Source organism: uncultured Roseibium sp. (assembly GCF_947499295.1).
In the GTDB taxonomy this organism is placed as follows: Bacteria; Pseudomonadota; Alphaproteobacteria; order Rhizobiales; family Stappiaceae; genus Roseibium.
On sequence record NZ_CANMNP010000012.1, the window covers coordinates 91,354 to 112,341 of the forward strand.

Below are 20,988 nucleotides of genomic sequence, written 5' to 3' on the forward strand. Positions count from 1 at the left end.
ACACGGCCCGCTACTGGGCGGGCCTTGGGCCTGCCATGACCAGGGACCAGAAAACCTTGTGTTTGGCATTTGCGGAATATGCGGTCGCAATGCCGAGGCGCGTGGCATCGCGTGTCAGAAGTACCTGATTGTGATTTGGGGACTCCCGCCAGCCGGAAAACGCTTCGGCAAAGGTCCGGTAGCCGGCGCTGACGTTTTCAGCCGCAGCGGTCTTGGGCTCTCCGATGCTGTTCATGCGAGTGGCAAGTTGCTGGTTGGCAGCCAACGATGCCTTCACTGAACCTGCCGCTGCCATTGCGTCGGCCTGGCTTTGCGCAATGCCTGTCAGCTGGGCATCCGGTGTCACAGGCGGCAGGCCGTTGTTGATCCGGTATTGAGAAATCATTTGTGCCGCTGTCGCGGGGTCGACCTGTCCGTCAGTCTTTGCCAAATCCTGGTAAAATGGCGGTGTTTGGAGGCGTTCACCCATGCACGCCGAAACAATCACGAGAGCGAGGCCGGCGGCGGTTAGCTGCAGGACGGATCGGGCCTTGGGTAAATCAATCACGAAATGATGCTCCAGACGCAAAAGGGAAGCGATTCGCTTGCCAATCGACTGGTGATGGAGCGAAACCCGAGCAGAATTGCGGCAGCACCTTAAGGAGTTGCAAATTTCGCGGAAAAAAAGCCAGCCCGCTGCGCGGACTGGCAAGGCTGCATGAGGCTCTTAGTATGGCCTTCTGGGGAGCTCTTTGTCTTAGCGTTTGCCTGCCTCGAGCACGTCTTCGAGGGTTCTCAGGCCTGTGGTTGGGGCAGAGACCAATACAGACATGTTTCCGGGCGCGTGCTCGTTCTTCCACATCTTGGTGTGGGCTTTGGGGATTTGGTCCCAGGGGAAAACTTCTGACATGTAAGGGTCGATGCGACGCTCGATCATCAGCTTGTTCGCGGCAGACGCCTGCTTCAGATGGGCAAAGTGAGACCCTTGCAGTCGTTTTTGATGCATCCACATATAGCGAACATCAAAGGTACAGTTGAAGCCGGACGTGCCCGCACAAATCACAACCATACCGCCCTTCTTGCAGACGAATGTTGAGATCGGGAACGTCGCTTCGCCAGGATGTTCGAAGACGATGTCGACGTTGTTGCCTTTTCCAGTGAACTCCCAGATGGCCTTGCCGAAATTCCGCGCTTCCTTGAACCATTCCGCATATTCAGGGGAGCCGACCGCCGGGAGCTGTCCCCAACACTTGAAGTCCTTGCGGTTGATGACACCCTTGGCACCGAGTTCCATGACGAACTGGCGTTTGTCTTCGTCCGATATGACGCCGATGGCGTTGCCGCCCGCTGCGGTTATCAGCTGTATCGCGTAGGAGCCGAGACCGCCGGAAGCACCCCAGACCAACACGTTCTGGCCAGGTTTCAGCTCATGCGGGTGGTGACCGAACAGCATCCGGTAGGCCGTTGCCAGGGTCAGCGTGTAGCAGGCGCTTTCTTCCCAGGTCAGGTGCTTTGGGCGCGGCATCAGCTGTTGGGCTTGCGCGCGGGTGAATTGAGCAAATGAACCGTCCGGCGTTTCGTAGCCCCAGATGCGCTGCGAGTTGGAATACATCGGATCGCCACCGTTGCACTCCTCGTCGTCGCCGTCGTCCTGGTTGCAGTGAATGACGACTTCGTCACCGACCTTCCAGCGCTTTACCTTGTCCCCGACAGCCCAGACAATGCCTGACGCGTCGGAGCCTGCGATGTGATAGGGGGCTCCGTGACCGTCAAACGGACTGATCGGTTCTCCGAGACCGGCCCAGATGCCATTGTAGTTGACGCCGGCAGCCATCACCAGAACCAGCACTTCATGGCTGTCCAGTTCCCAGGTCGGTACGACCTCGAGCTGCATTGCCTGTTCCGGAGCGCCGTGACGCTCCCGGCGAATTGCCCACGCATACATGTTCTTGGGAACATGGCCGAGGGGCGGGATTTCACCGACTTCATAAAGATCTTTCAAGGGAGCTTCTCCCCGCGTCAGGTTGTCATTGGCTTCAGACGCTGCTGTCATACTTCCCCTCCCAGGGTATTTTTGGTCGCCGTGTAATTTCGCAATTGCACAAAGCGCGTTTGGATCGAAACCCGATTTTGCGCAACTATTGTTCAAAATGACGCGTACATCTATTCGACTATTGCTTAACTTGCGTTTTGATGCCAAGCATATTTTGCATTGCGAGAGAAAAATTTCGCAAGCGCGTAATTTCGGGTCCACGGATTGCGGGGTGGCGTAAGTCAGCCAAAGCCGTGTTGCCGATTGCGAAAAAAACAGGCTGGAGAATGCCTTAGAACGCTCATTGATCGTGGCTATACGGTCTGGGTGTTGGGCCAATTGAGGATTGATCAGGCGAACGGAATTCATGTGTAGTCTTGCGAGCCGGTCAATCACGGAGGAGAAAGCGGAATGAGCGCAACAGGTGAAAAGGGGCAGGAGCGGGACCGGCCCTGGATTTTCCGGACTTATGCGGGTCATTCAACAGCCGCTGAATCGAACAAACTCTATAGAAGCAATCTCGCTAAAGGGCAGACCGGCTTGTCTGTTGCGTTCGATTTGCCGACGCAGACAGGGTATGACCCTGATGATCAGCTGGCACGCGGTGAAGTCGGCAAGGTTGGCGTGCCGGTTGCCCATCTTGGCGACATGCGTACGCTCTTTGACGAGATTCCGCTGGATCGCATGAATACGTCCATGACGATCAATGCTACCGCGCCCTGGCTTCTGTCGCTCTACATTGCCGCCGCTGATGAACAGGGAGCTGACCGGAAACTCCTGTCAGGCACAACTCAGAACGACATCATCAAGGAATACCTGTCTCGCGGCACGTATGTGTTTCCGCCGGCACCGTCCCTCAGGCTGACAACGGACGTAATCGCCTGGACTTATTCCAACATGCCCAAGTGGAACCCGATGAATGTGTGCTCCTATCACTTGCAGGAGGCAGGTGCCACGCCGGTGCAGGAATTGTCCTTTGCACTTGCCACGGCCGTCGCCATTCTGGACTCCATGAAGGCAAGCCGTGCCATTCCCGAAGAAGACTTTCCAAAAGCGGTCGGCCGGATCTCCTTCTTCGTCAACGCAGGCATGCGTTTCGTCACCGAGATGTGCAAGATGCGTGCATTCACCGAGCTCTGGGATGAGATCTGCCGTGAACGTTATGGTGTCGAGGAGGAGCGCTACCGGCGTTTCCGCTATGGCGTTCAGGTCAATTCTCTCGGCTTGACCGAGCAGCAACCGGAAAACAACGTCTATCGCATTCTTCTGGAAATGCTCGCGGTCGTGCTGTCCAAAAACGCGCGCGCGCGTGCGGTTCAATTGCCGGCATGGAACGAAGCGCTCGGTCTTCCACGTCCGTTCGACCAGCAGTGGTCGCTGAGAATGCAGCAGATTGTCGCCTACGAGACGGACCTTCTGGAATATGCCGACATTTTTGACGGATCGACGGAGATCACGAAAAAGGTTGAAGCGCTGAAAGCGGAGGCCCGTGAAGAGCTCGCCCGGATCGATGCGATGGGCGGTGCCGTGGCGGCGGTCGATTCAAGCTACATGAAGCGCCAGCTCGTGGAGAGCAACTCCGCCAGATTGGCCGCGATTGAAGCCGGAGATCAAGTGGTTGTCGGTGTCAATCGTTGGACGGATAGTGAACCGTCGCCTCTGGCAACAGGTGAAGACGGTGCGATCCTGACTGTCCCTGAACATGTTGAAGACGAGGCCATTGAGAAGCTTGAGGTCTGGCGTGGCGCGCGCGACGATGCAGCTGTCGAGAGTGCCCTTGAAGAGCTGAAATCTGCAGCCCAGGAAGGTCGCAACATCTTGGAGCCCTCGATTGCAGCCGCCAAGGCCGGCGTCACCACGGGCGAATGGGGCCGAACGCTGCGCCAGGTCTTTGGAGAATACCGCGCTCCGACCGGCGTCGGTCAGGCCGTGCGCGATGAAGCCGGTGATCTCGCTGCGGTTCGAGGTGATGTGGACGTCGTTTCGAAGACGCTCGGGCGGCGGCTGAAATTCCTTGTCGGCAAGCCGGGTCTCGATGGCCATTCCAATGGTGCAGAACAAATCGCCGTGCGTGCACGGGATTGCGGTATGGAAGTAGTCTATGAGGGTATCCGTTTGACACCTGCACAAATTGTCAATGCGGCAGTCGAGGAAGATGTCCACGTTATTGGTCTGTCGATCCTGTCCGGGTCTCACATGGCGCTGGTGCGTGATGTGATGGAAAAGTTGCGTGCAGCGGGTGCGGATGACATTCCAGTCGTGGTAGGTGGCATCATTCCAGATGAAGACGGTGCACAACTGAAAGCCATGGGCGTTGCAGCGGTCTACACACCAAAGGATTTCCAGTTAACCGACATCATGGCCGACGTGGTGAAAATTGTCGGAACGCGCGCGGATGAGGCCGCCTAGGCCAAGCAGGGCGTGACAATTCGGGCGCTTCGAAACGCATACGGATCATTCAGGTCCGGCCTGAGGTTTGGCCGGCTATTGTCCTATCTGAAACAACGAGTTAACTTTGCGTAAAGCTTTGTTAACTCTTTGTTGAGATATTCGGAAGGGTTTGCCAGAAGGCGAACTCTCTCTGAATGGCCAGGAGGCCGGAATGGCGACGATTGAGCGGCCGCACTCGGCCCAGGTCGTGGCGAATGCGACAGAGTATCCAGCGGACCGCGACGGTGACGGCACCGGCTACGACCGCAGAAAGAAGCGTAACACCGCAGAGCGCCATGAAACACAAACCCAAGGGTCTGAGAACGACCCGGCGGTTCTTGTCGAGTCTCACCCTGTTGACAGCCATGCGCTTGACGGCGTTGCCGCCTATCGTGCGGCTGCCTTAAGTGCCCTGGAACCAAGCGTTGATCATGGCCCCGTCAGCCCTCTTCGCGGACCTGTGGACCGATTGCCGGCGGAAAACATTCGCCATGCCTATGAAGACCATGGCGACACGGACCTGTTACCGCACGAAGTCAATGTTGCGACTTGAGCCAGTGCCGCAACCCATCAGGAAGTTGATCACCCCTTAGCTTAAGCGCCCACCACTTGCGTCCCAACGGCCGAGCGGCTATGTCGCAGGTAAGTAATCCTACGTATCTCGCAAATTGCGGCGTTAAAGGTGGGGCAGATTTGGTTCAAACCTCGATTCGTATTGAGGTTTGGCCGCAGCAGGGGCGCGTTGGTCTTGGTCGATACGATTTTGAGTTTGGCGGCACAAAACCTGTTGTCGCCCATCATCCTGTTTTTTGCTCTTGGCCTGGCCGCGGCCCTTGTCCGCTCCGACCTTTCGGTGCCGGAGGCAGCTGCAAAAACCCTGTCTATCTATCTGCTGTTCGCGATCGGCTTCAAGGGCGGGGTCAGTGTCAGCGATCATGGCGTCGACGCCACGCTGGTCTTGTCGCTGATCGTCGGATTGATCCTGTCGTTCCTCTTGCCGTTTGCTGCATTTGGCTTGCTACGCGTGATGACGCGGCTTGATGCGTTGGACGCAGCGGCAGTCGCCGGGCACTACGGATCGATTTCGATCGTGACATTCGCCGCGGCCACGTCGGTTCTGCAAAGTCAGGGCATCGCCAGCGAAGGCTATCTGGTTGCAGTTGCTGCCGTCATGGAAGCGCCCGCGATCCTGTCGGCCCTGTGGCTTGCTGCAAGGTTCTCAACACAGGCGGCCAATGAAGGCCGGGCGCAGGATTCCAAGGGGCTTTTTAGGGAAATCCTTTTTAACGGTTCAATCGTGTTGCTGGTTGGGTCCTTCGTGATCGGATTCCTGTCGGGCCCGCAAGGCTTGTCGGAAATCGAGAGCTTCATTGTTGCTCCCTTCAAAGGTGTGCTGTGCCTGTTTCTTCTGGATATGGGTCTGGTCGCTGGCCGCGGCCTCAGGTCAAGTGCACATTATCTGCGCCCTGGTTTGATCCTTTTCGGGATTGTTATGCCGATCATTGGTTCGTTTGCCGGGCTTGTCGCTGCCAGCATGATCGGCCTCTCCACTGGCGGCACGGTATTGCTTATGACGCTGAGTGCATCAGCGTCCTATATTGCTGTGCCGGCGGCAATGAGGGTGGCCTTGCCCGAAGCCAATCCGTCAATTTACCTGACCATGTCGCTCGGCATTACGTTTCCGTTCAATCTGACGATCGGTATTCCGCTATACCTATCGCTTGCGCAGGTCATTTGAGGATGTCGCCATGGAAATGAAAGACGCGAAAAGAGTCGAGATCACCATCGAAGCACCGATGGAAACGCGGCTGACTGACGCTCTGGATGGAGCTGGTGTAACAGGCTATACGATATTGCCGGTTATGGGCGGCAGCGGACGGTCTGGGCGATGGAGCCGCGAGGGCCAGGTTTCGCGCGCTGGTGGCATGATCCAGATTATTTGCATCATCCGGCCGGATCGGTTGGATGCGCTTTTGGAAGCAGCCTTCGGCGTCGTGGAACGGCACATCGGTGTTGTTACCGTGACAGATTGCTCGGTGCTGCGAGCCGAGCGGTTCTGATTTATACGGTAATATACGTATATCATCGGATTTTTTCGTTTCAGGAAGCTGATAAAAGGGTCTTTTGATCAAGCTGCCACTTTGGCGGCGCAAATCGGGAGATCGGCATTTGAGCTTGCCCAAGCATCTGCTGGATGGTTACGAACGCTATCTGAACAAGGGGTTTGTGAGGAATCGTGAAACCCACGAAAGGCTCGCGCTTTACGGTCAAAAACCGGAAGTGATGGTTATTTCCTGTTGCGACAGCCGTGTGACTCCTGAAGGCATCTTCAACATGGGCCCCGGTGAGCTGTTTGTTGTGCGCAATGTCGCCAATCTCGTTCCACCTTATGAGGACACAGAAGGCCAGCACGGCACCAGTGCGGCAATCGAGTTCGGGGTCGGCAGCCTCAAGGTCAAGCATCTCGTCGTTATGGGCCACGGACAGTGTGGTGGTGTCAAAGCGTTCCGCGAGCATGCCAATGCGCCTATGGAAACAGGACAGTTTATTGGCCGTTGGATCAAGTTGCTGGAACCTGCTGCCATCGCCATGGCGTGTATGCCTCTCGATCAGGCCGACGATCCTCAATTGGCCATGGAATATGCCGGGATCCGCCAGTCGCTGAAAAACCTGATGACGTTTCCATTCATTGAAAAAGCTGTTCAGGACGGAACCTTGCGGCTCCACGGTGCCTGGTTCGATATCGGCTCCGGTGAACTTCGGGTAATGAACGAAGACAGTCAGCGCTTTAAAGAAGTCGAGCATCCACCGATCAAAGTGGTCGCGAAATCAGCAGGCCACTGACTTTCATGCAGATTGATCCGAAGCTATTTCGACGCCTGGCCGCCTATAATGGCTGGATGACGCAAAAGACCTATGAGGCAGCAGGCAATCTGAGTGATGCGGAGCGAAAGGCGGACAAAGGTGCGTTTTTTCGGTCCGTGCATTCCACGCTCAACCATCTCCTGTTTGCAGACAGGGTCTGGATGCGGCGATTTACCGGCCGACCTTATGATATCAAGGGAATGGGGGTCGATCTCTTCGATGATTTCGCCGAACTTAAGGCCGCTCACCTTCAGATCTGCGAAGATATCAATATCTTCACGGCTGAGCTGTCAGAAGATTGGCTCTCCGGTACACTTGAATGGACGAGTGTGACAGATCGCAAGACACGCCGGCGTCCACGCTGGCTGCTGGTGACACACATGTTCAATCATCAGACACATCACCGGGGCCAATTATCGACCCTGTTGTTCCAAGCCGGAATAGATATTGGCGTAACCGATCTGCCCTTTATGCCAGACCTGATTGGCGAATATTCCGATTAACAAAAGAGATTGAATACGTAATTCTGAAGGCCATACGGCTAACAGGCGGCAGTTCGCCGCAAGGCACCGAGATCTGTACTGAGAATCGACTTTCGGAACGTGCGAAGAAGCTGCTGGTCGAGTTTGTTGCCCATTTCCGACATGATGGAAAATGCCTGCCGTGGACTGTAGCTGTCCTTGTAGGCGCGTTTTTCGGTCAACGCGGAATAGATGTCGACGATCGTGACCATGCGAACCGAATCCGGAATGCTCTCTCCGCTGAGGCCGTCAGGGTATCCTGAGCCGTCGAGCATTTCGTGATGCCAGACGGCCATGTCGACCACATCCTTTGGAACTTCCTTGCGTCCACATAGAATTTCCTGGCTGAAACGTGGGTGTTTGTTGACCAGATCGCGTTCCTCGGCGTTTAGTTTTGCCGGTTTGTCGAGGATCGACAAGGGTATCCTGACTTTGCCGAGATCGTGGACAAGTCCGCCAAGACCCAGCATGTATTGCTTCTGTTCGGGCAGGCCGAGAGCTTTTGCGAAACTGACTGCATGTCCCGTCACCATCATGGTGTGGCAATAGGTGTGACTGTGGTGCTGCTGAACGGCGGAAAGCCAATTGTCGAGCCCTTCAGTGCATATCGTGTTGGTAATATCCACCGCACTTCTTGCAAGTTTGGGGACAGGAAGAGGCGCATCATTCAGGATCGCCTGTGACATCTGATCGAGCGCAGAGCAGGCGGTATTGACTGCACTTCCAATCTGGCCGGAACACTCCGTTCCCAAATTCGGTTTCGCGTAATTGCCGAGCAATTCGCGAAGTTTGACCAGCAATGAGGAGAAATCGTCCTTGTGCACCAGGTTGTAAATGCCGAGTTCCCGCGCCTGAAACACCTGATGGCGGCTCTTGGTGTCGAGAACACAAAGCTTTTCCAAAATTGGAGTGTTACTGAGACTTTTGAGCCGACTGAGACTGTTGCGCGTCATGTTTCCGAGATCGACGACGAGCAACGCAGGGCTTTCGAAGGAAAGGGACTGAAGATTGTCGTAAGACACCAACTCGGCCGGATAAACGGCGGTGATCTGCAATAATTGCTGCGGAACAGACCTTGGGTTCTCAGCTGCAATAAAAACTCGTTTCATGAAAAACTACTTGTTCCGCGAGAAATACCGGACATTTTTTGTATTCTGTTTTCGTAAAAAAACAATTAGTGGAGTTAAAGCTTCTGAGAGTGCCGATTTATTATTGATCTGCCCAAGATGGAACCTTTCCGTTATCTGTATACTTGTCAAAATTACCTAATATGGGTGTTCTTATACTTCATTTATTCAATTTTTTTGGTTGCGGTGCAGCAAATTGAGTTGTGCCTTTGACGAAAGGTTTTCCTGTCGAATGGCTGCCGCCGCTCAATGTGGGCGGTGACCATTTCCTTCGTTTGCTACAATCACGCAAAGGCGGTTCGTCTGAAATGAGGCAACCGCGTTATGCCGAAATTCAATGTCAGGCACCTGCTCATTTCGTGTATGTCAAACCCAAAGATTTTTCGCTTCTTAAGCAGATCCAGATCCCGAAATGAACGATTCCGAGCAGAAGGGGACGCGAATTCTCGTTTAAAATGAATGCATTCAAAAAAATGAAACGTTTCATATTGACGTATCCCAAGACCCGTGTTTTGCTTAATCAGCCAATTCGCCTCAGCAGCCCGAGGTGAAAAGGCGTTACCTTTTTTGGGAGGAAAATCATGAAGTTATTGAAAATCGCTGCCGCGGCAGCGACCGGTCTCGCTTTGCTTGCTGGAACCGCTCAAGCCGATGACAAGCCGGTTGTAGGCCTCATCATGAAGTCTCTCGCCAACGAGTTTTTTCAAAACATGATGGCCGGTGCTCAGGCTCATGAGGAAAAGCGCGGCGACTACAAATTGCTGGCCGTTGGAATGCAGAATGAGACAGATTTTGAATCGCAGATCAATGCGGTCGAAAACTTCATCACCCAAGGTGTTGATGCGATCGTGGTGGCACCTGCAGATTCCCGCGCAATGGTTCGCCCTTTGAAGAAGGCGATGGAAGCCGGCATTGTTGTCGTCAACTTCGACGTGGCCCTGGATACAGAGGCCAAAAAACAGCAAAATGTTGAACTGGCCTTTGTCGGGCCGGACAACCGCGGTGGAGCAAAACTGGCTGGCGACGCGCTGGGCAAAAAACTGGGCGCCGGCGGCAAGGTTGTCATCATCGAAGGAAATCCCGGTGCGGACAACGCGAACGAAAGACGCCTCGGATTTGAAGCCTCCGTGGCTGAGTTCGAACTTGATCTTCTCGACAGCCGCACCGCTCATTGGGAGACAGAGGAAGCAAATTCCGTGTTTTCCAACATGCTGACGGCACATCCGGATATTCAAGGTGTAATGGCAGCGAACGATTCCATGGCCATTGGTGTGGTCAAGGCATTGGAAAGCGCGGGGCGCGACGACATCGTCGTGGTCGGTTTCGACAACATTCCCGCCGTCGGGCCGATGATCTCCGATGGACGCATGCTTGCAACCGTCGACCAGTTCGGCACGGACATGGCGGCGAATTCCATCGACCTCGCTCTCGAAGTGGTCAAGGGCGGACCTCAGCTTGAAGGCTGGGTGAAGACCCCGATCGAATTGGTGACCGCGAACTAAGCGATCTCCATGCGCCCCCGCTTGGTCAGCCTTAGGGCGGGGGCGGCTCTTTTTCCAAAGCAAGTTGACTGGACACATTATGGCAGCCGCATCGCTTGCAGCCGTGCCCGATCCGGCCGAGATCCCTGCTTTTCTGTCCGTAGATGGATTGAAGAAACACTTTGGTGGGGTCAAGGCGCTTGATGGGGTCAGTTTCTCGCTCCTGAAGGGTGAAGTGCATGCCCTGGTTGGCGAGAACGGAGCCGGCAAATCCACACTCATCAAAATTCTGTCCGGTGTCTTCCCTTACGATTCCGGCAGCATATCCCTCGCAGGAGAGGATTACCGACCTGCTAACCCGCACGTTGCGAAGGAGCTTGGAGTTCAGGTGGTTCACCAGGAGTTCAATCTGCTGGACCATTTGAGCATTGCTGAAAATATCTCCGTCGAACGGATGCCAACGACCCGTTTTGGCCTTCTGGACAAGCAGGAAATGAACCGGAGGGCAAGGCTGGCGCTTGACGCCATCGGGCTCACGGATGTTGATGTCAAGGCACCGGTCAGTTCTCTTGGCATCGCTCACCGGCAGCTCGTTGAAATTTCACGGGCGCTGCAATGCAAAAGCCAGATCCTGATTCTCGATGAGCCGACCGCAACGCTGACCGAACGGGAAACCAAACGTCTGTTCGATATCATCGCGTCGATCAAGGCTGAGGGCGTTACGGTCGTTTTCGTATCGCATCACCTTGATGAAGTGTTTGCGATTTGTGACCGCGTCACGGTTTTCAGAAACGGCGTCTCCATCGGGACGGATCGCATTTCGGACACCACGCCCGATGGCGTGGTTCAGAAAATGGTCGGCCGGCAGCTGGCTGCAACCACGAACGAAGCAGATCCGGATCGCGTGCCAGGCGAGCTTGCTCTCAGACTTGATGAATTTTGCACGCAAGCAAACCCGAAGGAAAAAGGTGTCTCGTTCGATCTCAGTTACGGTGAGATAGTCGGCATCGCAGGGCTTGTCGGTGCCGGTCGGACCGAGATTCTCAGAGGTATCTTCGGCGTTGATCCAATCCGTTCCGGCCGCATTCTTCAGGCCGGCAATGAAGTGCGTTTCAACGGCCCGCGCGACGCGATTGCTGCTGGTATCGGCTTCGTCACCGAGGATCGCAAGGATGAGGGCCTGATCCTTGATATGCCAATTGCCGCGAACATATCGCTCGCCAATATGGGTGCCGTCTCCAGATCCGGATTGTTGCAATTTTCAGAAGAGAACCGGCGCTCACGCGATGGCGGCGCGAGGTTGAAACTCAAATACGGCAGAATATCCGATGCGGTGTCCAGTCTTTCAGGCGGCAATCAGCAAAAGGTCGTTCTCGCCAAGTGGCTCGCGCGCAATCCGAAAGTGCTGTTGCTGGACGAGCCGACCCGCGGCGTTGACGTCGGTGCCAAAGCCGAGATCTACGCAATCTTGAAAGAGTTGGCACGAGAAGGCGTCGCTTTGCTTGTGGTGTCCTCCGAGATGCCAGAGCTGATGACGCTTGCTGACCGGATACTTGTTCTTGCCGAACATGAAATCCAGGGAGAGCTCACGCGTCCCGAATTCTCGGAAGAAAACATCCTGAAGCTGGCTTATGGCCAGGCCCGGCAGGCCGGAGGACAGAAGCAATGACAACGCAGACCCTTTCAGAAACCATGCCAAAACCCACAAGATTTTCCGTGCGCAACGTTCTGCAAAATGCGGGCATCGGCCTCGCGCTGCTGGCGCTTATTCTCTTCTTCTCGGTGTTCACAGAACACTTCCTGACACCGAACAACATCACCAATATTCTGACCCAGATTACAATCAACCTGGTGCTCGCCGTCGGTATGACCTTTGTCATTCTCATAGGGGGGATTGATCTTTCCGTTGGGTCGGTGATGGCGTTTGCAGCAGTTGTTGCCGGCAAGGCGATTACGTTGCCGGGCTTTGGTCCTGCAGAGGCAATCGCGCTGGCAATCGTCGCAGCAACGTTAACCGGTGTCGCCTGCGGAATGATCAATGGTGTCATCAGCGCCTATTGGGCCTTGCCGTCCTTCATTATTACCTTGGGAATGCTCAACATTGCCCGTGGAGCGGCGCTGCAGGTCTCTGACGCTCAGACCATCTATTCGTTTCCCTATGCTTTCGAGGAATTCGGCTCCGCCATGATCTATGGCGTTCCCGTGGTGTTTCTGGTTGCGCTTTTCCTGGTTCTTGTTGCCTGGTTCGTGCTGAACTTCACAGTGTTCGGACGACTTCTTTATGGCATCGGCAACAATGAAGAAGCCGTTCGCCTCGCCGGGCACTCGGTCTATTGGTACAAGGTTGCGGCCTTTACCATCTGCGGTTTTACCGCCGGAATTGCCGCGATCGTCTATATGGCCCGCTTGAATATTTCCAGTCCGATTGCCGGTATCGGTTTTGAGCTCAACGCAATCGCCGCCGTCATTATCGGAGGCACAAGCCTCAGCGGAGGGCGGGGATCGGTCATCGGTACATTGCTGGGGGCCTTCATCATCGGGGTTCTTGCAAACGGGCTTATCTTGATCGGACTGTCAGATTTCATGCGCCAGATGATTACGGGCGTTGTCATCATCGTTGCCGTCGTTCTCGATTACTACCGTGCAAAGTACACCTCGAAATGAAACGGACAGCCTTATTGAATCGACATCTGAGCGAACTGGTCGCCTCGCTTGGTCACATGGACGAAATCATTGTCGCAGACGCGGGTCTTCCTGTTCCTCAAGGCGTCAGAGTTATTGACCTTGCTGTCAGTGAAGGTGTGCCGGGTTTTCTGGACCTCCTCAAGGCGTTGCGCACCGAACTTGTGATCGAAAGTGCCATATGGGCGGAAGAAGCATCGGCTGAGATGTCTGCCCTCATGCAAGAGGAAATCAATCAGTGGTCTTTGGAGACCCGGCAGGATGTCACGATTTCGCGCTTGTCTCATGCAGAGCTGAAGCGCAGGTCGGGTCAGGTTCAGGCGATCATCCGCACCGGTGAATTTACACCTTACGCCAACATACTCCTGACGAGCGGGGTCCCGTTTTGAAACCTGTAGCAGTTGTCGGCAGCGTGAATATCGATCTGGTCAGCTATCTTGATCGTTGGCCGGACGTTGGTGAAACCGTTGCGGTTCGTGAAACCACGTCTTCTCTTGGTGGAAAGGGTGCCAATCAGGCCGTAGCTTCGGCACGGCTCGGTGCCGACGTCGCTCTTGTGGGGGCGATTGGCGGCGACGGCTTTGGCCAGGATGCCAAATCGCAGCTTTCTCGATCCGGTGTTCGCTCTCGCCTGAGTGAAATCCCAAATGTTTCGACCGGTCTTGCGTTTATCGATGTCGGGCCGGACGGTAACAACATGATCCGTCTGTCCGGCGGTGCAAATCGATCTGTTTCGGCGGCGCAAGTGGCGCTTCATGCAGAAGTCATCCGAAAAAGTGGTGTGCTTCTGCTGCAAAACGAAATCGGATTGCCGGCGTCTTTGGAAGCTGCGCGTATCGCGCGCGCAGCTGGATCTCTTGTGATCATGGATCCGGCTCCCGCGCCGGACCCTGCGTGGAAGCAGGAGATATTCACCTCTTTCGACGTTCTCACACCGAATGCGCACGAAGCCGGACTGTTGCTGGGCGCACAGCCGAAAACGCTGGAGGACGGCGAAAGGGCCGCTTTGTCGCTTGGGAAAATGGGGTTGCGCGGTGCCATCGTGACAATGGGCGATCTCGGAGTTTCCTGGTCATTCGACGGAACTCAGGGATCGCTGCCCGCGTTCAAGGTGAAAACCATTGATACGGTTGCCGCCGGCGACTGTTTTAACGGTGCGCTTGCAACCTGCCTGGCGGAGGGGGCGTCCATGAGCGATGCTATCGCCTTCGCACTGCGTGCGGCCGCGATCGCGACGACACGCAAGGGAGCCTCGCTTTCACTTCCGACCCGCTTGGAGCTGGAGAACTTCCGCGATCCGGTCTTCGCCTGAATTTAAGGCGGCGCTTGATTGGCAGGCTCAGGAATGCTTCAAGGAAAGAAGGGGTTAAGGAGTGCTGCGGGAAATGCCAACGATCAAAGACGTCGCCAGGAAGGCCGGGGTGTCCGTTGGTACTGTTTCGCGTGTATTGGCCAAGAACGAGACTGTTAAGCACCCGCTCAAGCTGAAGGTGCAGGCTGCGATGAAGGAGCTTGACTACAAGCCCAATCTCGCCGCACGCGCACTGCGCACCAACAGTATCGATGTCATTGGTCTTGTCGTGCCTGACATCACCAATCCGTTTTTTGCCCAACTCGCCAAGAATATCGAAATGGAGGCGGCCAAACGCAGCCACTCCGTGATGGTTGCCAACTCGCATGACGATGCCGATACGGAGAAGACGCAGATTGCTGCACTCCTCGACAGAGCCGTTTGCGGTGTCATTGTTGTTGCAACAGCGGATGGGCGCAGTCTTGATGCGACCGATGTGCCGATTGTTTCACTGGACCGACGTTTCGGGGAATTTCCACTGATAGCCACGGATCACTTCGACGGTTCTCAAAAAATCGCGGACCATCTTCATGCACTTGGCCACAGAAGGATCGCCTATATCGCAGGTCCTTTGAGCATGGATGTTGCCCGGAGCCGGCGCGCGGGTTTCGTCAGCCGTATCAAAGCTCTTTCCAGACCTGGGGATCCCATAGAGCTGACGGTTTTCGAGGGGCAGTTCGACTACGATTCAGGCGAAGAGCTTGGCCGTGAGATCCTCAGCCAGACGTCGGTCAACGAACGGCCGACAGCCATTGCTGCAGCCAGCGATCAGCAGGCCATAGGTGTTCTTCGCTGCGCACGGGATCTGAAGCTTGACGTTCCGGCAGATCTGTCAGTGGCCGGGTTCGACGATATCACTTTGGCTTCGTTGGTGGTTCCGAGACTGACGACCCTTCGTCAGCCGATTGAAGCGCTTGCCGTTTCGGCAATTGAACAGATTTTTGAGTCAAAGGCCTCGTTGAAAGACATGGCAATCGCAGGCGATGTTGTCGAACGGGAATCAACCGGGCCGGTCGCTGCCGGGACTTGAGAAACACTTCGTTGGTCGCGGTCTCAACTTGCAAACAGCAACGCACTCCCGGCAATCACCAGCCCGGCTCCAGCCCAGGCCCCAAGCGCGGGAGCTTCCTTGGTGCGCCACCACATCATCGGCAAAAGAAGTGCCGGGGTTGTCGCTGACAGGGTTGCAATGATGCCGACGTCTCCTCCAGAGAGCGCAAACAGAATGAGCGTCATGCCGACACCCATGCCGAGGAAACCGGAGAGAGCGACCACACCGACCACAGGAAGCGTGAACTTTCCGGCAGGCTTTACCCAGGAATAGGGCAGCCTGGATAACAGAACCAGGCCAAGCGCGGCCGTCCCGACCCGTAGGCTGGACGCCGCCACCGGATCTACCCCTGCCTCCATGATCGGGCGAGCGATCAATGATCCGATTGATTGAGAAAGAGCAGCGGCCAGGCCGAGAAGGACCCCAATCCAGAGTGGCCCCTTGATGCTTTCCCATTTGTGCAGTTGTGATTTCCTCTTGCCGAAGCGGATGGCCAGAAGGACCCCCAGAAAAATCAACCCGATCCCGGATATCTGAAGAAAGGTGAGGTCTTCGTTCAGAAGCAACCAGCCGAGAATGGCCGACATGGGAGCGTTCAGGGAAAACAGCATGGCAGTCCGCCGTGGCCCCATCCGATTGAGCGTCAGGAAGAGGGCGGTATCACCCATGAAGATCCCGACAAATCCGGACAGGATGAGCGGCAATAGATGGTCGTTGCCAATGGAACCCCAGCCATTGGTCAGGGCCACCCAAAGACACAACATGATGGTGACGAGCAGCATGCGTGTTGTGTTGAAGGCGATGGCGCCGAGATGCTGAGCCGGGGCTGCCGACAGAAGGCCGGTAAGCGCCCAGAGCGCAGCGGCACCTAACGCGGCGGCTTCGTAAATATACACTGCTCAGATCTGCCGGAATTCTTCCGGAAGGTCCGGTGTCTTGCCTGTCCAGGCCGCCTCGAAGAATGCGAATTCAAGTGCGCTCATGTGCCGGAACAAGTGTGCGACCCGATCCTGTTCGTTTGCTGAAAGCGTTGGACCAATCCCGTTCATTTCATCGATGATCCAGTTCACGAACGCTTCAAAACCCGGTACGGCGTGGAGGTCGATCCATTCCGCGAGATAAAATGCCTGAGGTCTGGGCTTTTGCGCTTCGCGCAGGCCCCAGGTGAGATAGCACCATTCTGCGCATAAAAGGCAGACAAGCCCGTCCGCATACGATCCCTCGCCCGCTGAAGAAACAAGCAGGTCGGCGAACGCCCGGGTTGTTGCCCCTTGTGCCGCAGTTTCATAAGTTGAGGCGGGTACGCCGAGTGCTTTGAAGGATCTGAGGAAATAGTCGTTTTCTTCTGAGGTCAGCAAAGCCAGAAACGCAGAAAGCCGGCTCTTGGACTGCATGCGTGGTGCCTTGGCAACCAGATAGCCGAGCGTCGAGGCCAGATCCGTGACGAAGGTATAGTCCTCAATCAGGTAGCGCGTGTAGGCCTCATCCGGCATTGAGCCGTCACCAATCGCCCGGGTGAATGGATGCTCGCTGGCAGCAGTCCAAAATGGCTCTGCCCGGGCAACCAGCCAGTCCGAAAAAGCGGCGTTTGGATGCGCAGACTGAAACTGCGGGAAAGACCCGTCATACGGCGAGGGCATTGCTGCACCATGCTCCCTTTTGTGTCGGGAAATTTAATGAAAACGGGCGCTCAATGGCGCCCGTCAAAACAATATCAGGCAGCAGCCTTCTTGGGTGTAATCAGCCCGCGATTGACCAGGACCTCAGCGATCTGGATCGTGTTGAGCGCGGCACCTTTACGCAAGTTGTCGGAGACAACCCAAATGTTCAGGCCATTTTCGACGGTCGCATCTTCCCGGATGCGGGAAATGTATGTCGCGTCTTCGCCGGCGGCTTCATAAGGCGTCATGTAGCCACCGTCTTCATGCTTGTCGATGACGAGACAACCGGGAGCTTCGCGCAAGATGTTGCGGGCTTCTTCAGCTGTGATCTCGTTTTCGAATTCAATGTTGACGGCTTCCGAATGACCGATGAAGACCGGAACACGTACGGCTGTGCAGGTGACCTTGATGGTCGGATCCAGCATCTTTTTGGTCTCCGCCAAGACCTTCCATTCTTCCTTGGTGTAGCCGTCTTCCATGAAGACGTCACAATGGGGAATGACGTTGAAGGCGATCCGCTTCGGATACTTGTTCGGCTCGATCGGATCGTTCACGAACACGGCGCGGGTCTGGTTGAACAGCTCTTCCATCGCTTCCTTGCCAGTGCCGGAAACGGCCTGGTAGGTCGACACCACGATGCGCTTGATCTTTGCATGATCATGTAGCGGCTTCAGCGCCACGACCAATTGCGCGGTAGAGCAGTTGGGGTTTGCGATGATGTTCTTCTTGGTGAAGCCGGCAACGGCATCGGCGTTTACTTCAGGAACGATCAGCGGAACATCCGCGTCGTAGCGCCAGGCTGAGGAGTTGTCTATGACCACACAGCCCTTGGCCGCAATCCTGGGTGCCCATTCCCTGGAAACACTTCCGCCCGCAGACATCAGGCAGATGTCGGTATCGGAGAAGTCGTAGTTTTCCATGGCCTGAACTTTCAGCGTTCTGTCGCCGAAAGACACTTCCGTACCTTGGGAGCGGCGTGAGGCAAGCGCCACGACGTCATCTGCGGGAAACCCACGTTCGTCCAGAATGTCCAGCAGTTCGCGGCCAACATTGCCGGTAGCGCCTGCAATTGCGATCTTGAAACCCATTTCGACTTGTCCTTGTCCGTCTCCCCGCTTTACCGGCTCGTCCCTTCCAGATGGGCGTCGCCGGCTCCCGGCGCCTCCCATCCCCGGGGAGGCGGGACGAGCGGCACCGTTAAGCGGTGGTCTTGGTTGTCTTTGTTGTGCGTTTAAGTGCGGTTGCGGCATGCGTCACTGTCTCGCCGCGCATGAAGGTCACGCTGGCAAGGGCCTGAGACATCGTATCCAGAATGTCGGCTTTCAGCCGGGTCATTGGTGCTCGCAATCGTCAAAACTTGAGACGGCGGTGTTTTTGCCCGGAATTCCTGGTGAGTCAACAAGGAATTCGATGGACGCGCGGGATTGGTTACGCCTGATGCCTCGAAGCAGCGATGAATGTCAGGTTGCACTTGCAAAGCTTCGATAAATCAAGATATCATGAATTATGGATATAAATGGAGCTGTGAGCGCCTTTGGTGCGCTCAGCCAGAAAACGAGGCTTGATGTCTTCCGGCTTTTGATTGCCGCCGGACCGGAAGGCATGAGCGCCGGTGACATTGGTGAAACACTTGGTGTCCGCCAGAACACGATGTCGGCAAATCTGTCTGTCCTGCTGCAAGCCGGATTGGTGCGCAACACGCGTGAGGGGCGCACGGTTCGCTATTTTGCGGACCTAGGAGGCACCAGTGCTCTCCTGACGTTCCTGATGTCGGATTGCTGCGGCGGTCATCCTGAACTTTGTTCGCAGGTTATTGAATCGATCACCTGTAGAAAATCTTGAATATTGCTCTAGGAGGAACCCATGCCGGACGGTGTCTATAATGTTTTGTTTCTTTGTACCGGCAATTCGGCGCGGTCGATTCTGGCCGAGGCAATCTTGAACCGGGACGGCCGGGGAAAATTCAAAGCTTTTTCGGCAGGTTCCCAGCCCGCAGGCATTGTCCGGGCCGAAGCTCTGGAACTCTTGAAGAAGCTCAACTTCAAAACAGAGGATTTCAGGTCGAAGGACTGGAGCGAATTTGCCGAACCCGGTGCGCCTGAGATGGATTTCGTTTTCACCGTGTGTGACAACGCTGCGAAGGAAATATGTCCGGTTTGGCCCGGTCAGCCGATGTCCGCTCACTGGGGAGTGCCCGACCCGGCCGCAATGAGGGGCAACGAAAGCGAGCGGCAATTGGCCTTCAGCGACACGTTCCGCATGCTGAACAACAGGATTTCGATCTTTATCAATCTGCCGATGTCTTCGTTAGACAAAATGTCCTTGCAGAAGAAACTCGAAGAGATCGGCAAGTCGGACGGTTGACACCCGGCTTGCCGGAGGATGGTACCATAGACTAACCCTGCGGGCTGCTTCAGGTGCCAGCCTCTTTGCCCGCAGGCTCGCTTCGCAGTGTCAGCAGCGCAATAACAAGCGCGGTCAGGGCACAGGCTGCAACAGCGCCCACGAGCGGCAGCGCCGTCCGGTCAAAGAACGGGCTGCAGATCAGGATCATGATACCACCGGCAACCATTTGAAACGTCCCCCCGAGGCTTGATGCCATGCCCGCATGCTCGCCATGGTCTTCAAGAGCCATGACCATTGTCGGGGCGATCACTTGACCGAGGCAGGAATTGCCGATGAACAAGAGCGCCATCAGCACCCAGAGATCATCAAACCCGGCCCAGACAAGAACGAAAAGCAAGGACGTCGCAGCGGCGAAACCGAAGACGGCGACCAGCGCTACCCGGCCCATGCCGAAGCGTTGCCCAAGCGAAGCGGCGAACTGTGAAGAGGCAAAAAACCCGATGGCATTGACTGCAAACACCAGACTGAAAGTTGTCGGTGTCAGACCGTACTGCGTCATGTAGACAAGCGGTGCCGATGCGATGAACACAAAAAAGCTGGCGAGCGAGAAGCCGCCGATGAGGGTGAGGCCCATGAACTTGCCGTCGCGAAGCAGGTAGACCGTACTTCGGATCATGGCTACGGGGTCGATCCGCGCGCGTCGGTTATCAGGCAGGGTTTCCGGCAACAGAAAGGCCATCTGCACCATCGCTGCCAAGGAGATCAGGGCAAGGGCGTAGAATATCAGGCGCCAGCTGCCGAACTGTATGATCATGCTGCCCGTGAGAGGCGCAAGCATGGGCGAAATGCTGATGACCAGCATGACGAGTGCCATCAGTTTCGTTGCTTCCGTGCCTGTGTGAAGGTCACGGACAACCGCGCGAACGATCACCATCGGTGCAGCAGCTCCAAGAGCCTGGACAAACCGGCCAAGCGTGAGCATGGAAACATCACTTGCCATCGCGCAGAGAATTGAACCGATGATGAAGATCACAAGCCCGAGAAACACAGGCGGTTTGCGGCCGAAGCGGTCTGCAAGGGGACCATAAAAAAGCTGTGCTACTCCAAATGCGATGAAATAGACCGTGAAGGTCATATGGGCCGCAGCATCATCTGTGTTCAGGCTCTGCACGATTTCAGGCATTGCCGGAAGGTAAAGGTCAATCGCAAAAGGACCGACCGCAGCCAATAAGCCCAGCACCACGGCCGAGCGCGCAAATCCGATTTGCATTTAATTGTCCGAATGTTTGCGCCTGAAGCGCCGAAAAGTGGGAAGCCGCGAGGGTGGTTGAATTGCGTCTGATTGTCCAGCTCTTTCTGCGCAAGACATGCTTGCAATCGCGTTTCCGGCTTTGCCCGGATGTCACAAAACCTTCATGCAACTGTCACCGATCTTGCAAGGATGGCAACTAGCTTTCGCGCA

Annotated in this window: 22 protein-coding genes; 14 read left to right on the top strand and 8 right to left on the bottom strand. The window is 55.7% G+C overall.

Translation table 11 applies throughout. The features are described from left to right. Window positions 1-10: 10 nt before the first annotated feature. Both Q0835_RS18390 and ccrA read right to left on the bottom strand, forming a co-directional pair. Window positions 11-547, bottom strand: a complete 537-nt coding sequence (locus tag Q0835_RS18390) for a CAP domain-containing protein (RefSeq protein ID WP_298963645.1) — start codon at window positions 545-547, stop codon at window positions 11-13. 189 nt (window positions 548-736) lie between these two features. After that, complete coding sequence (ccrA, locus tag Q0835_RS18395; RefSeq protein ID WP_298963647.1) at window positions 737-2,032, bottom strand: crotonyl-CoA carboxylase/reductase; 1,296 nt, start codon at window positions 2,030-2,032, stop codon at window positions 737-739. Window positions 2,033-2,422: 390 nt separating this feature from the next. On the opposite strand from ccrA, the gene Q0835_RS18400 reads away from it, so the two are divergent. The 6 genes from Q0835_RS18400 to Q0835_RS18425 all read left to right on the top strand — a co-directional run bounded on the left by Q0835_RS18400 (window position 2,423) and on the right by Q0835_RS18425 (window position 7,809). Next, window positions 2,423-4,420 carry a protein meaA gene (locus Q0835_RS18400; RefSeq protein WP_298963649.1) on the top strand — a complete coding sequence of 666 codons (1,998 nt, stop codon included), beginning with the start codon at window positions 2,423-2,425 and terminating at the stop codon, window positions 4,418-4,420. Window positions 4,421-4,613: 193 nt separating this feature from the next. Beyond that, the gene (locus Q0835_RS18405) at window positions 4,614-4,994 is read left to right on the top strand and encodes a hypothetical protein (RefSeq protein ID WP_298963651.1); all 381 of its coding nucleotides are present in this window, start codon (window positions 4,614-4,616) and stop codon (window positions 4,992-4,994) included. A gap of 195 nt (window positions 4,995-5,189) precedes the next feature. Further along, entirely contained in the window at window positions 5,190-6,179 is a 990-nt protein-coding gene (locus Q0835_RS18410) for a sodium-dependent bicarbonate transport family permease (protein WP_298963653.1), read from the top strand. Between the two features lie 10 nt (window positions 6,180-6,189). Then, window positions 6,190-6,501: a transcriptional regulator gene (locus Q0835_RS18415; protein WP_298817258.1), complete on the top strand. Its 312-nt coding sequence runs from the start codon at window positions 6,190-6,192 to the stop codon at window positions 6,499-6,501. Between the two features lie 109 nt (window positions 6,502-6,610). Beyond that, window positions 6,611-7,285, top strand: a complete 675-nt coding sequence (locus Q0835_RS18420; protein WP_298817255.1) for a carbonic anhydrase — start codon at window positions 6,611-6,613, stop codon at window positions 7,283-7,285. 5 nt (window positions 7,286-7,290) lie between these two features. Beyond that, window positions 7,291-7,809, top strand: coding sequence for a DinB family protein (locus Q0835_RS18425; RefSeq protein ID WP_298963655.1), 519 nt, complete (start codon window positions 7,291-7,293; stop codon window positions 7,807-7,809). 38 nt (window positions 7,810-7,847) lie between these two features. Here the strand turns inward: Q0835_RS18425 and Q0835_RS18430 are convergent, their stop codons facing one another. After that, a complete protein-coding gene (locus Q0835_RS18430; RefSeq protein WP_298817251.1) occupies window positions 7,848-8,936 on the bottom strand; it encodes an HD domain-containing phosphohydrolase in 1,089 nt (362 codons plus the stop codon). A 599-nt stretch (window positions 8,937-9,535) separates the two neighbouring features. Between Q0835_RS18430 and Q0835_RS18435 the strand changes: the two genes are divergently transcribed. The 6 genes from Q0835_RS18435 (at window position 9,536) to Q0835_RS18460 (ending at window position 15,498) form a co-directional block, all read left to right on the top strand. Then, window positions 9,536-10,456: a sugar ABC transporter substrate-binding protein gene (locus Q0835_RS18435; protein ID WP_298817249.1), complete on the top strand. Its 921-nt coding sequence runs from the start codon at window positions 9,536-9,538 to the stop codon at window positions 10,454-10,456. A gap of 79 nt (window positions 10,457-10,535) precedes the next feature. Then, the gene (locus Q0835_RS18440; RefSeq protein WP_298963657.1) at window positions 10,536-12,104 is read left to right on the top strand and encodes a sugar ABC transporter ATP-binding protein; all 1,569 of its coding nucleotides are present in this window, start codon (window positions 10,536-10,538) and stop codon (window positions 12,102-12,104) included. After that, on the top strand, window positions 12,101-13,099 hold the full coding sequence (locus tag Q0835_RS18445; RefSeq protein ID WP_298817244.1) for an ABC transporter permease: 999 nt from the start codon (window positions 12,101-12,103) through the stop codon (window positions 13,097-13,099). The genes Q0835_RS18440 and Q0835_RS18445 overlap by 4 nt, the downstream gene beginning before the upstream one ends. A 14-nt stretch (window positions 13,100-13,113) precedes the next feature. After that, window positions 13,114-13,506, top strand: coding sequence for a D-ribose pyranase (rbsD, locus tag Q0835_RS18450; RefSeq protein WP_298817242.1), 393 nt, complete (start codon window positions 13,114-13,116; stop codon window positions 13,504-13,506). Further along, window positions 13,503-14,429, top strand: coding sequence for a ribokinase (rbsK, locus tag Q0835_RS18455; RefSeq protein WP_298817240.1), 927 nt, complete (start codon window positions 13,503-13,505; stop codon window positions 14,427-14,429). Before rbsD ends, rbsK begins: the two co-directional genes overlap by 4 nt. 73 nt (window positions 14,430-14,502) lie before the next feature. Further along, the gene (locus Q0835_RS18460; protein ID WP_298963659.1) at window positions 14,503-15,498 is read left to right on the top strand and encodes a LacI family DNA-binding transcriptional regulator; all 996 of its coding nucleotides are present in this window, start codon (window positions 14,503-14,505) and stop codon (window positions 15,496-15,498) included. 23 nt (window positions 15,499-15,521) lie between these two features. Here the strand turns inward: Q0835_RS18460 and Q0835_RS18465 are convergent, their stop codons facing one another. The 4 genes from Q0835_RS18465 to Q0835_RS18480 form a co-directional block, all read right to left on the bottom strand. Continuing rightward, on the bottom strand, window positions 15,522-16,415 hold the full coding sequence (locus tag Q0835_RS18465; RefSeq protein WP_298817236.1) for a DMT family transporter: 894 nt from the start codon (window positions 16,413-16,415) through the stop codon (window positions 15,522-15,524). 3 nt (window positions 16,416-16,418) lie between these two features. Further along, complete coding sequence (locus Q0835_RS18470) at window positions 16,419-17,159, bottom strand: TenA family protein (RefSeq protein WP_298963661.1); 741 nt, start codon at window positions 17,157-17,159, stop codon at window positions 16,419-16,421. 74 nt (window positions 17,160-17,233) lie between these two features. Then, a complete protein-coding gene (locus Q0835_RS18475) occupies window positions 17,234-18,268 on the bottom strand; it encodes an aspartate-semialdehyde dehydrogenase (RefSeq protein WP_298963662.1) in 1,035 nt (344 codons plus the stop codon). 109 nt (window positions 18,269-18,377) lie between these two features. Then, complete coding sequence (locus Q0835_RS18480) at window positions 18,378-18,515, bottom strand: hypothetical protein (RefSeq protein ID WP_298817230.1); 138 nt, start codon at window positions 18,513-18,515, stop codon at window positions 18,378-18,380. Window positions 18,516-18,686: 171 nt separating this feature from the next. Here Q0835_RS18480 and Q0835_RS18485 point away from each other — a divergent pair, with 171 nt between their 5' ends. Further along, window positions 18,687-19,022, top strand: coding sequence for a metalloregulator ArsR/SmtB family transcription factor (locus Q0835_RS18485; protein WP_298963664.1), 336 nt, complete (start codon window positions 18,687-18,689; stop codon window positions 19,020-19,022). Between the two features lie 21 nt (window positions 19,023-19,043). Continuing rightward, window positions 19,044-19,544, top strand: a complete 501-nt coding sequence (locus Q0835_RS18490) for an arsenate reductase ArsC (protein WP_298963666.1) — start codon at window positions 19,044-19,046, stop codon at window positions 19,542-19,544. Window positions 19,545-19,593: 49 nt separating this feature from the next. Here Q0835_RS18490 and Q0835_RS18495 read toward each other — a convergent pair whose 3' ends face one another. Continuing rightward, window positions 19,594-20,796 carry a multidrug effflux MFS transporter gene (locus tag Q0835_RS18495; RefSeq protein WP_298963668.1) on the bottom strand — a complete coding sequence of 401 codons (1,203 nt, stop codon included), beginning with the start codon at window positions 20,794-20,796 and terminating at the stop codon, window positions 19,594-19,596. Window positions 20,797-20,988 lie beyond the last annotated feature (192 nt).

Bases quoted from the DNA above. Each gene is read 5' to 3' on its own strand.
- ccrA (WP_298963647.1), bottom strand. From the start codon at position 2,032: ATGACAGCAGCGTCTGAAGCCAATGACAACCTGACGCGGGGAGAAGCT.
- Q0835_RS18400 (WP_298963649.1), top strand. From the start codon at position 2,423: ATGAGCGCAACAGGTGAAAAGGGGCAGGAGCGGGACCGGCCCTGGATT.
- Q0835_RS18405 (WP_298963651.1), top strand. From the start codon at position 4,614: ATGGCGACGATTGAGCGGCCGCACTCGGCCCAGGTCGTGGCGAATGCG.
- Q0835_RS18415 (WP_298817258.1), top strand. From the start codon at position 6,190: ATGGAAATGAAAGACGCGAAAAGAGTCGAGATCACCATCGAAGCACCG.
- Q0835_RS18425 (WP_298963655.1), top strand. From the start codon at position 7,291: ATGCAGATTGATCCGAAGCTATTTCGACGCCTGGCCGCCTATAATGGC.
- Q0835_RS18430 (WP_298817251.1), bottom strand. From the start codon at position 8,936: ATGAAACGAGTTTTTATTGCAGCTGAGAACCCAAGGTCTGTTCCGCAG.
- Q0835_RS18435 (WP_298817249.1), top strand. From the start codon at position 9,536: ATGAAGTTATTGAAAATCGCTGCCGCGGCAGCGACCGGTCTCGCTTTG.
- Q0835_RS18440 (WP_298963657.1), top strand. From the start codon at position 10,536: ATGGCAGCCGCATCGCTTGCAGCCGTGCCCGATCCGGCCGAGATCCCT.
- Q0835_RS18445 (WP_298817244.1), top strand. From the start codon at position 12,101: ATGACAACGCAGACCCTTTCAGAAACCATGCCAAAACCCACAAGATTT.
- Q0835_RS18460 (WP_298963659.1), top strand. From the start codon at position 14,503: ATGCCAACGATCAAAGACGTCGCCAGGAAGGCCGGGGTGTCCGTTGGT.
- Q0835_RS18470 (WP_298963661.1), bottom strand. From the start codon at position 17,159: ATGCCCTCGCCGTATGACGGGTCTTTCCCGCAGTTTCAGTCTGCGCAT.
- Q0835_RS18475 (WP_298963662.1), bottom strand. From the start codon at position 18,268: ATGGGTTTCAAGATCGCAATTGCAGGCGCTACCGGCAATGTTGGCCGC.
- Q0835_RS18480 (WP_298817230.1), bottom strand. From the start codon at position 18,515: ATGACCCGGCTGAAAGCCGACATTCTGGATACGATGTCTCAGGCCCTT.
- Q0835_RS18485 (WP_298963664.1), top strand. From the start codon at position 18,687: ATGGATATAAATGGAGCTGTGAGCGCCTTTGGTGCGCTCAGCCAGAAA.
- Q0835_RS18490 (WP_298963666.1), top strand. From the start codon at position 19,044: ATGCCGGACGGTGTCTATAATGTTTTGTTTCTTTGTACCGGCAATTCG.
- Q0835_RS18495 (WP_298963668.1), bottom strand. From the start codon at position 20,796: ATGCAAATCGGATTTGCGCGCTCGGCCGTGGTGCTGGGCTTATTGGCT.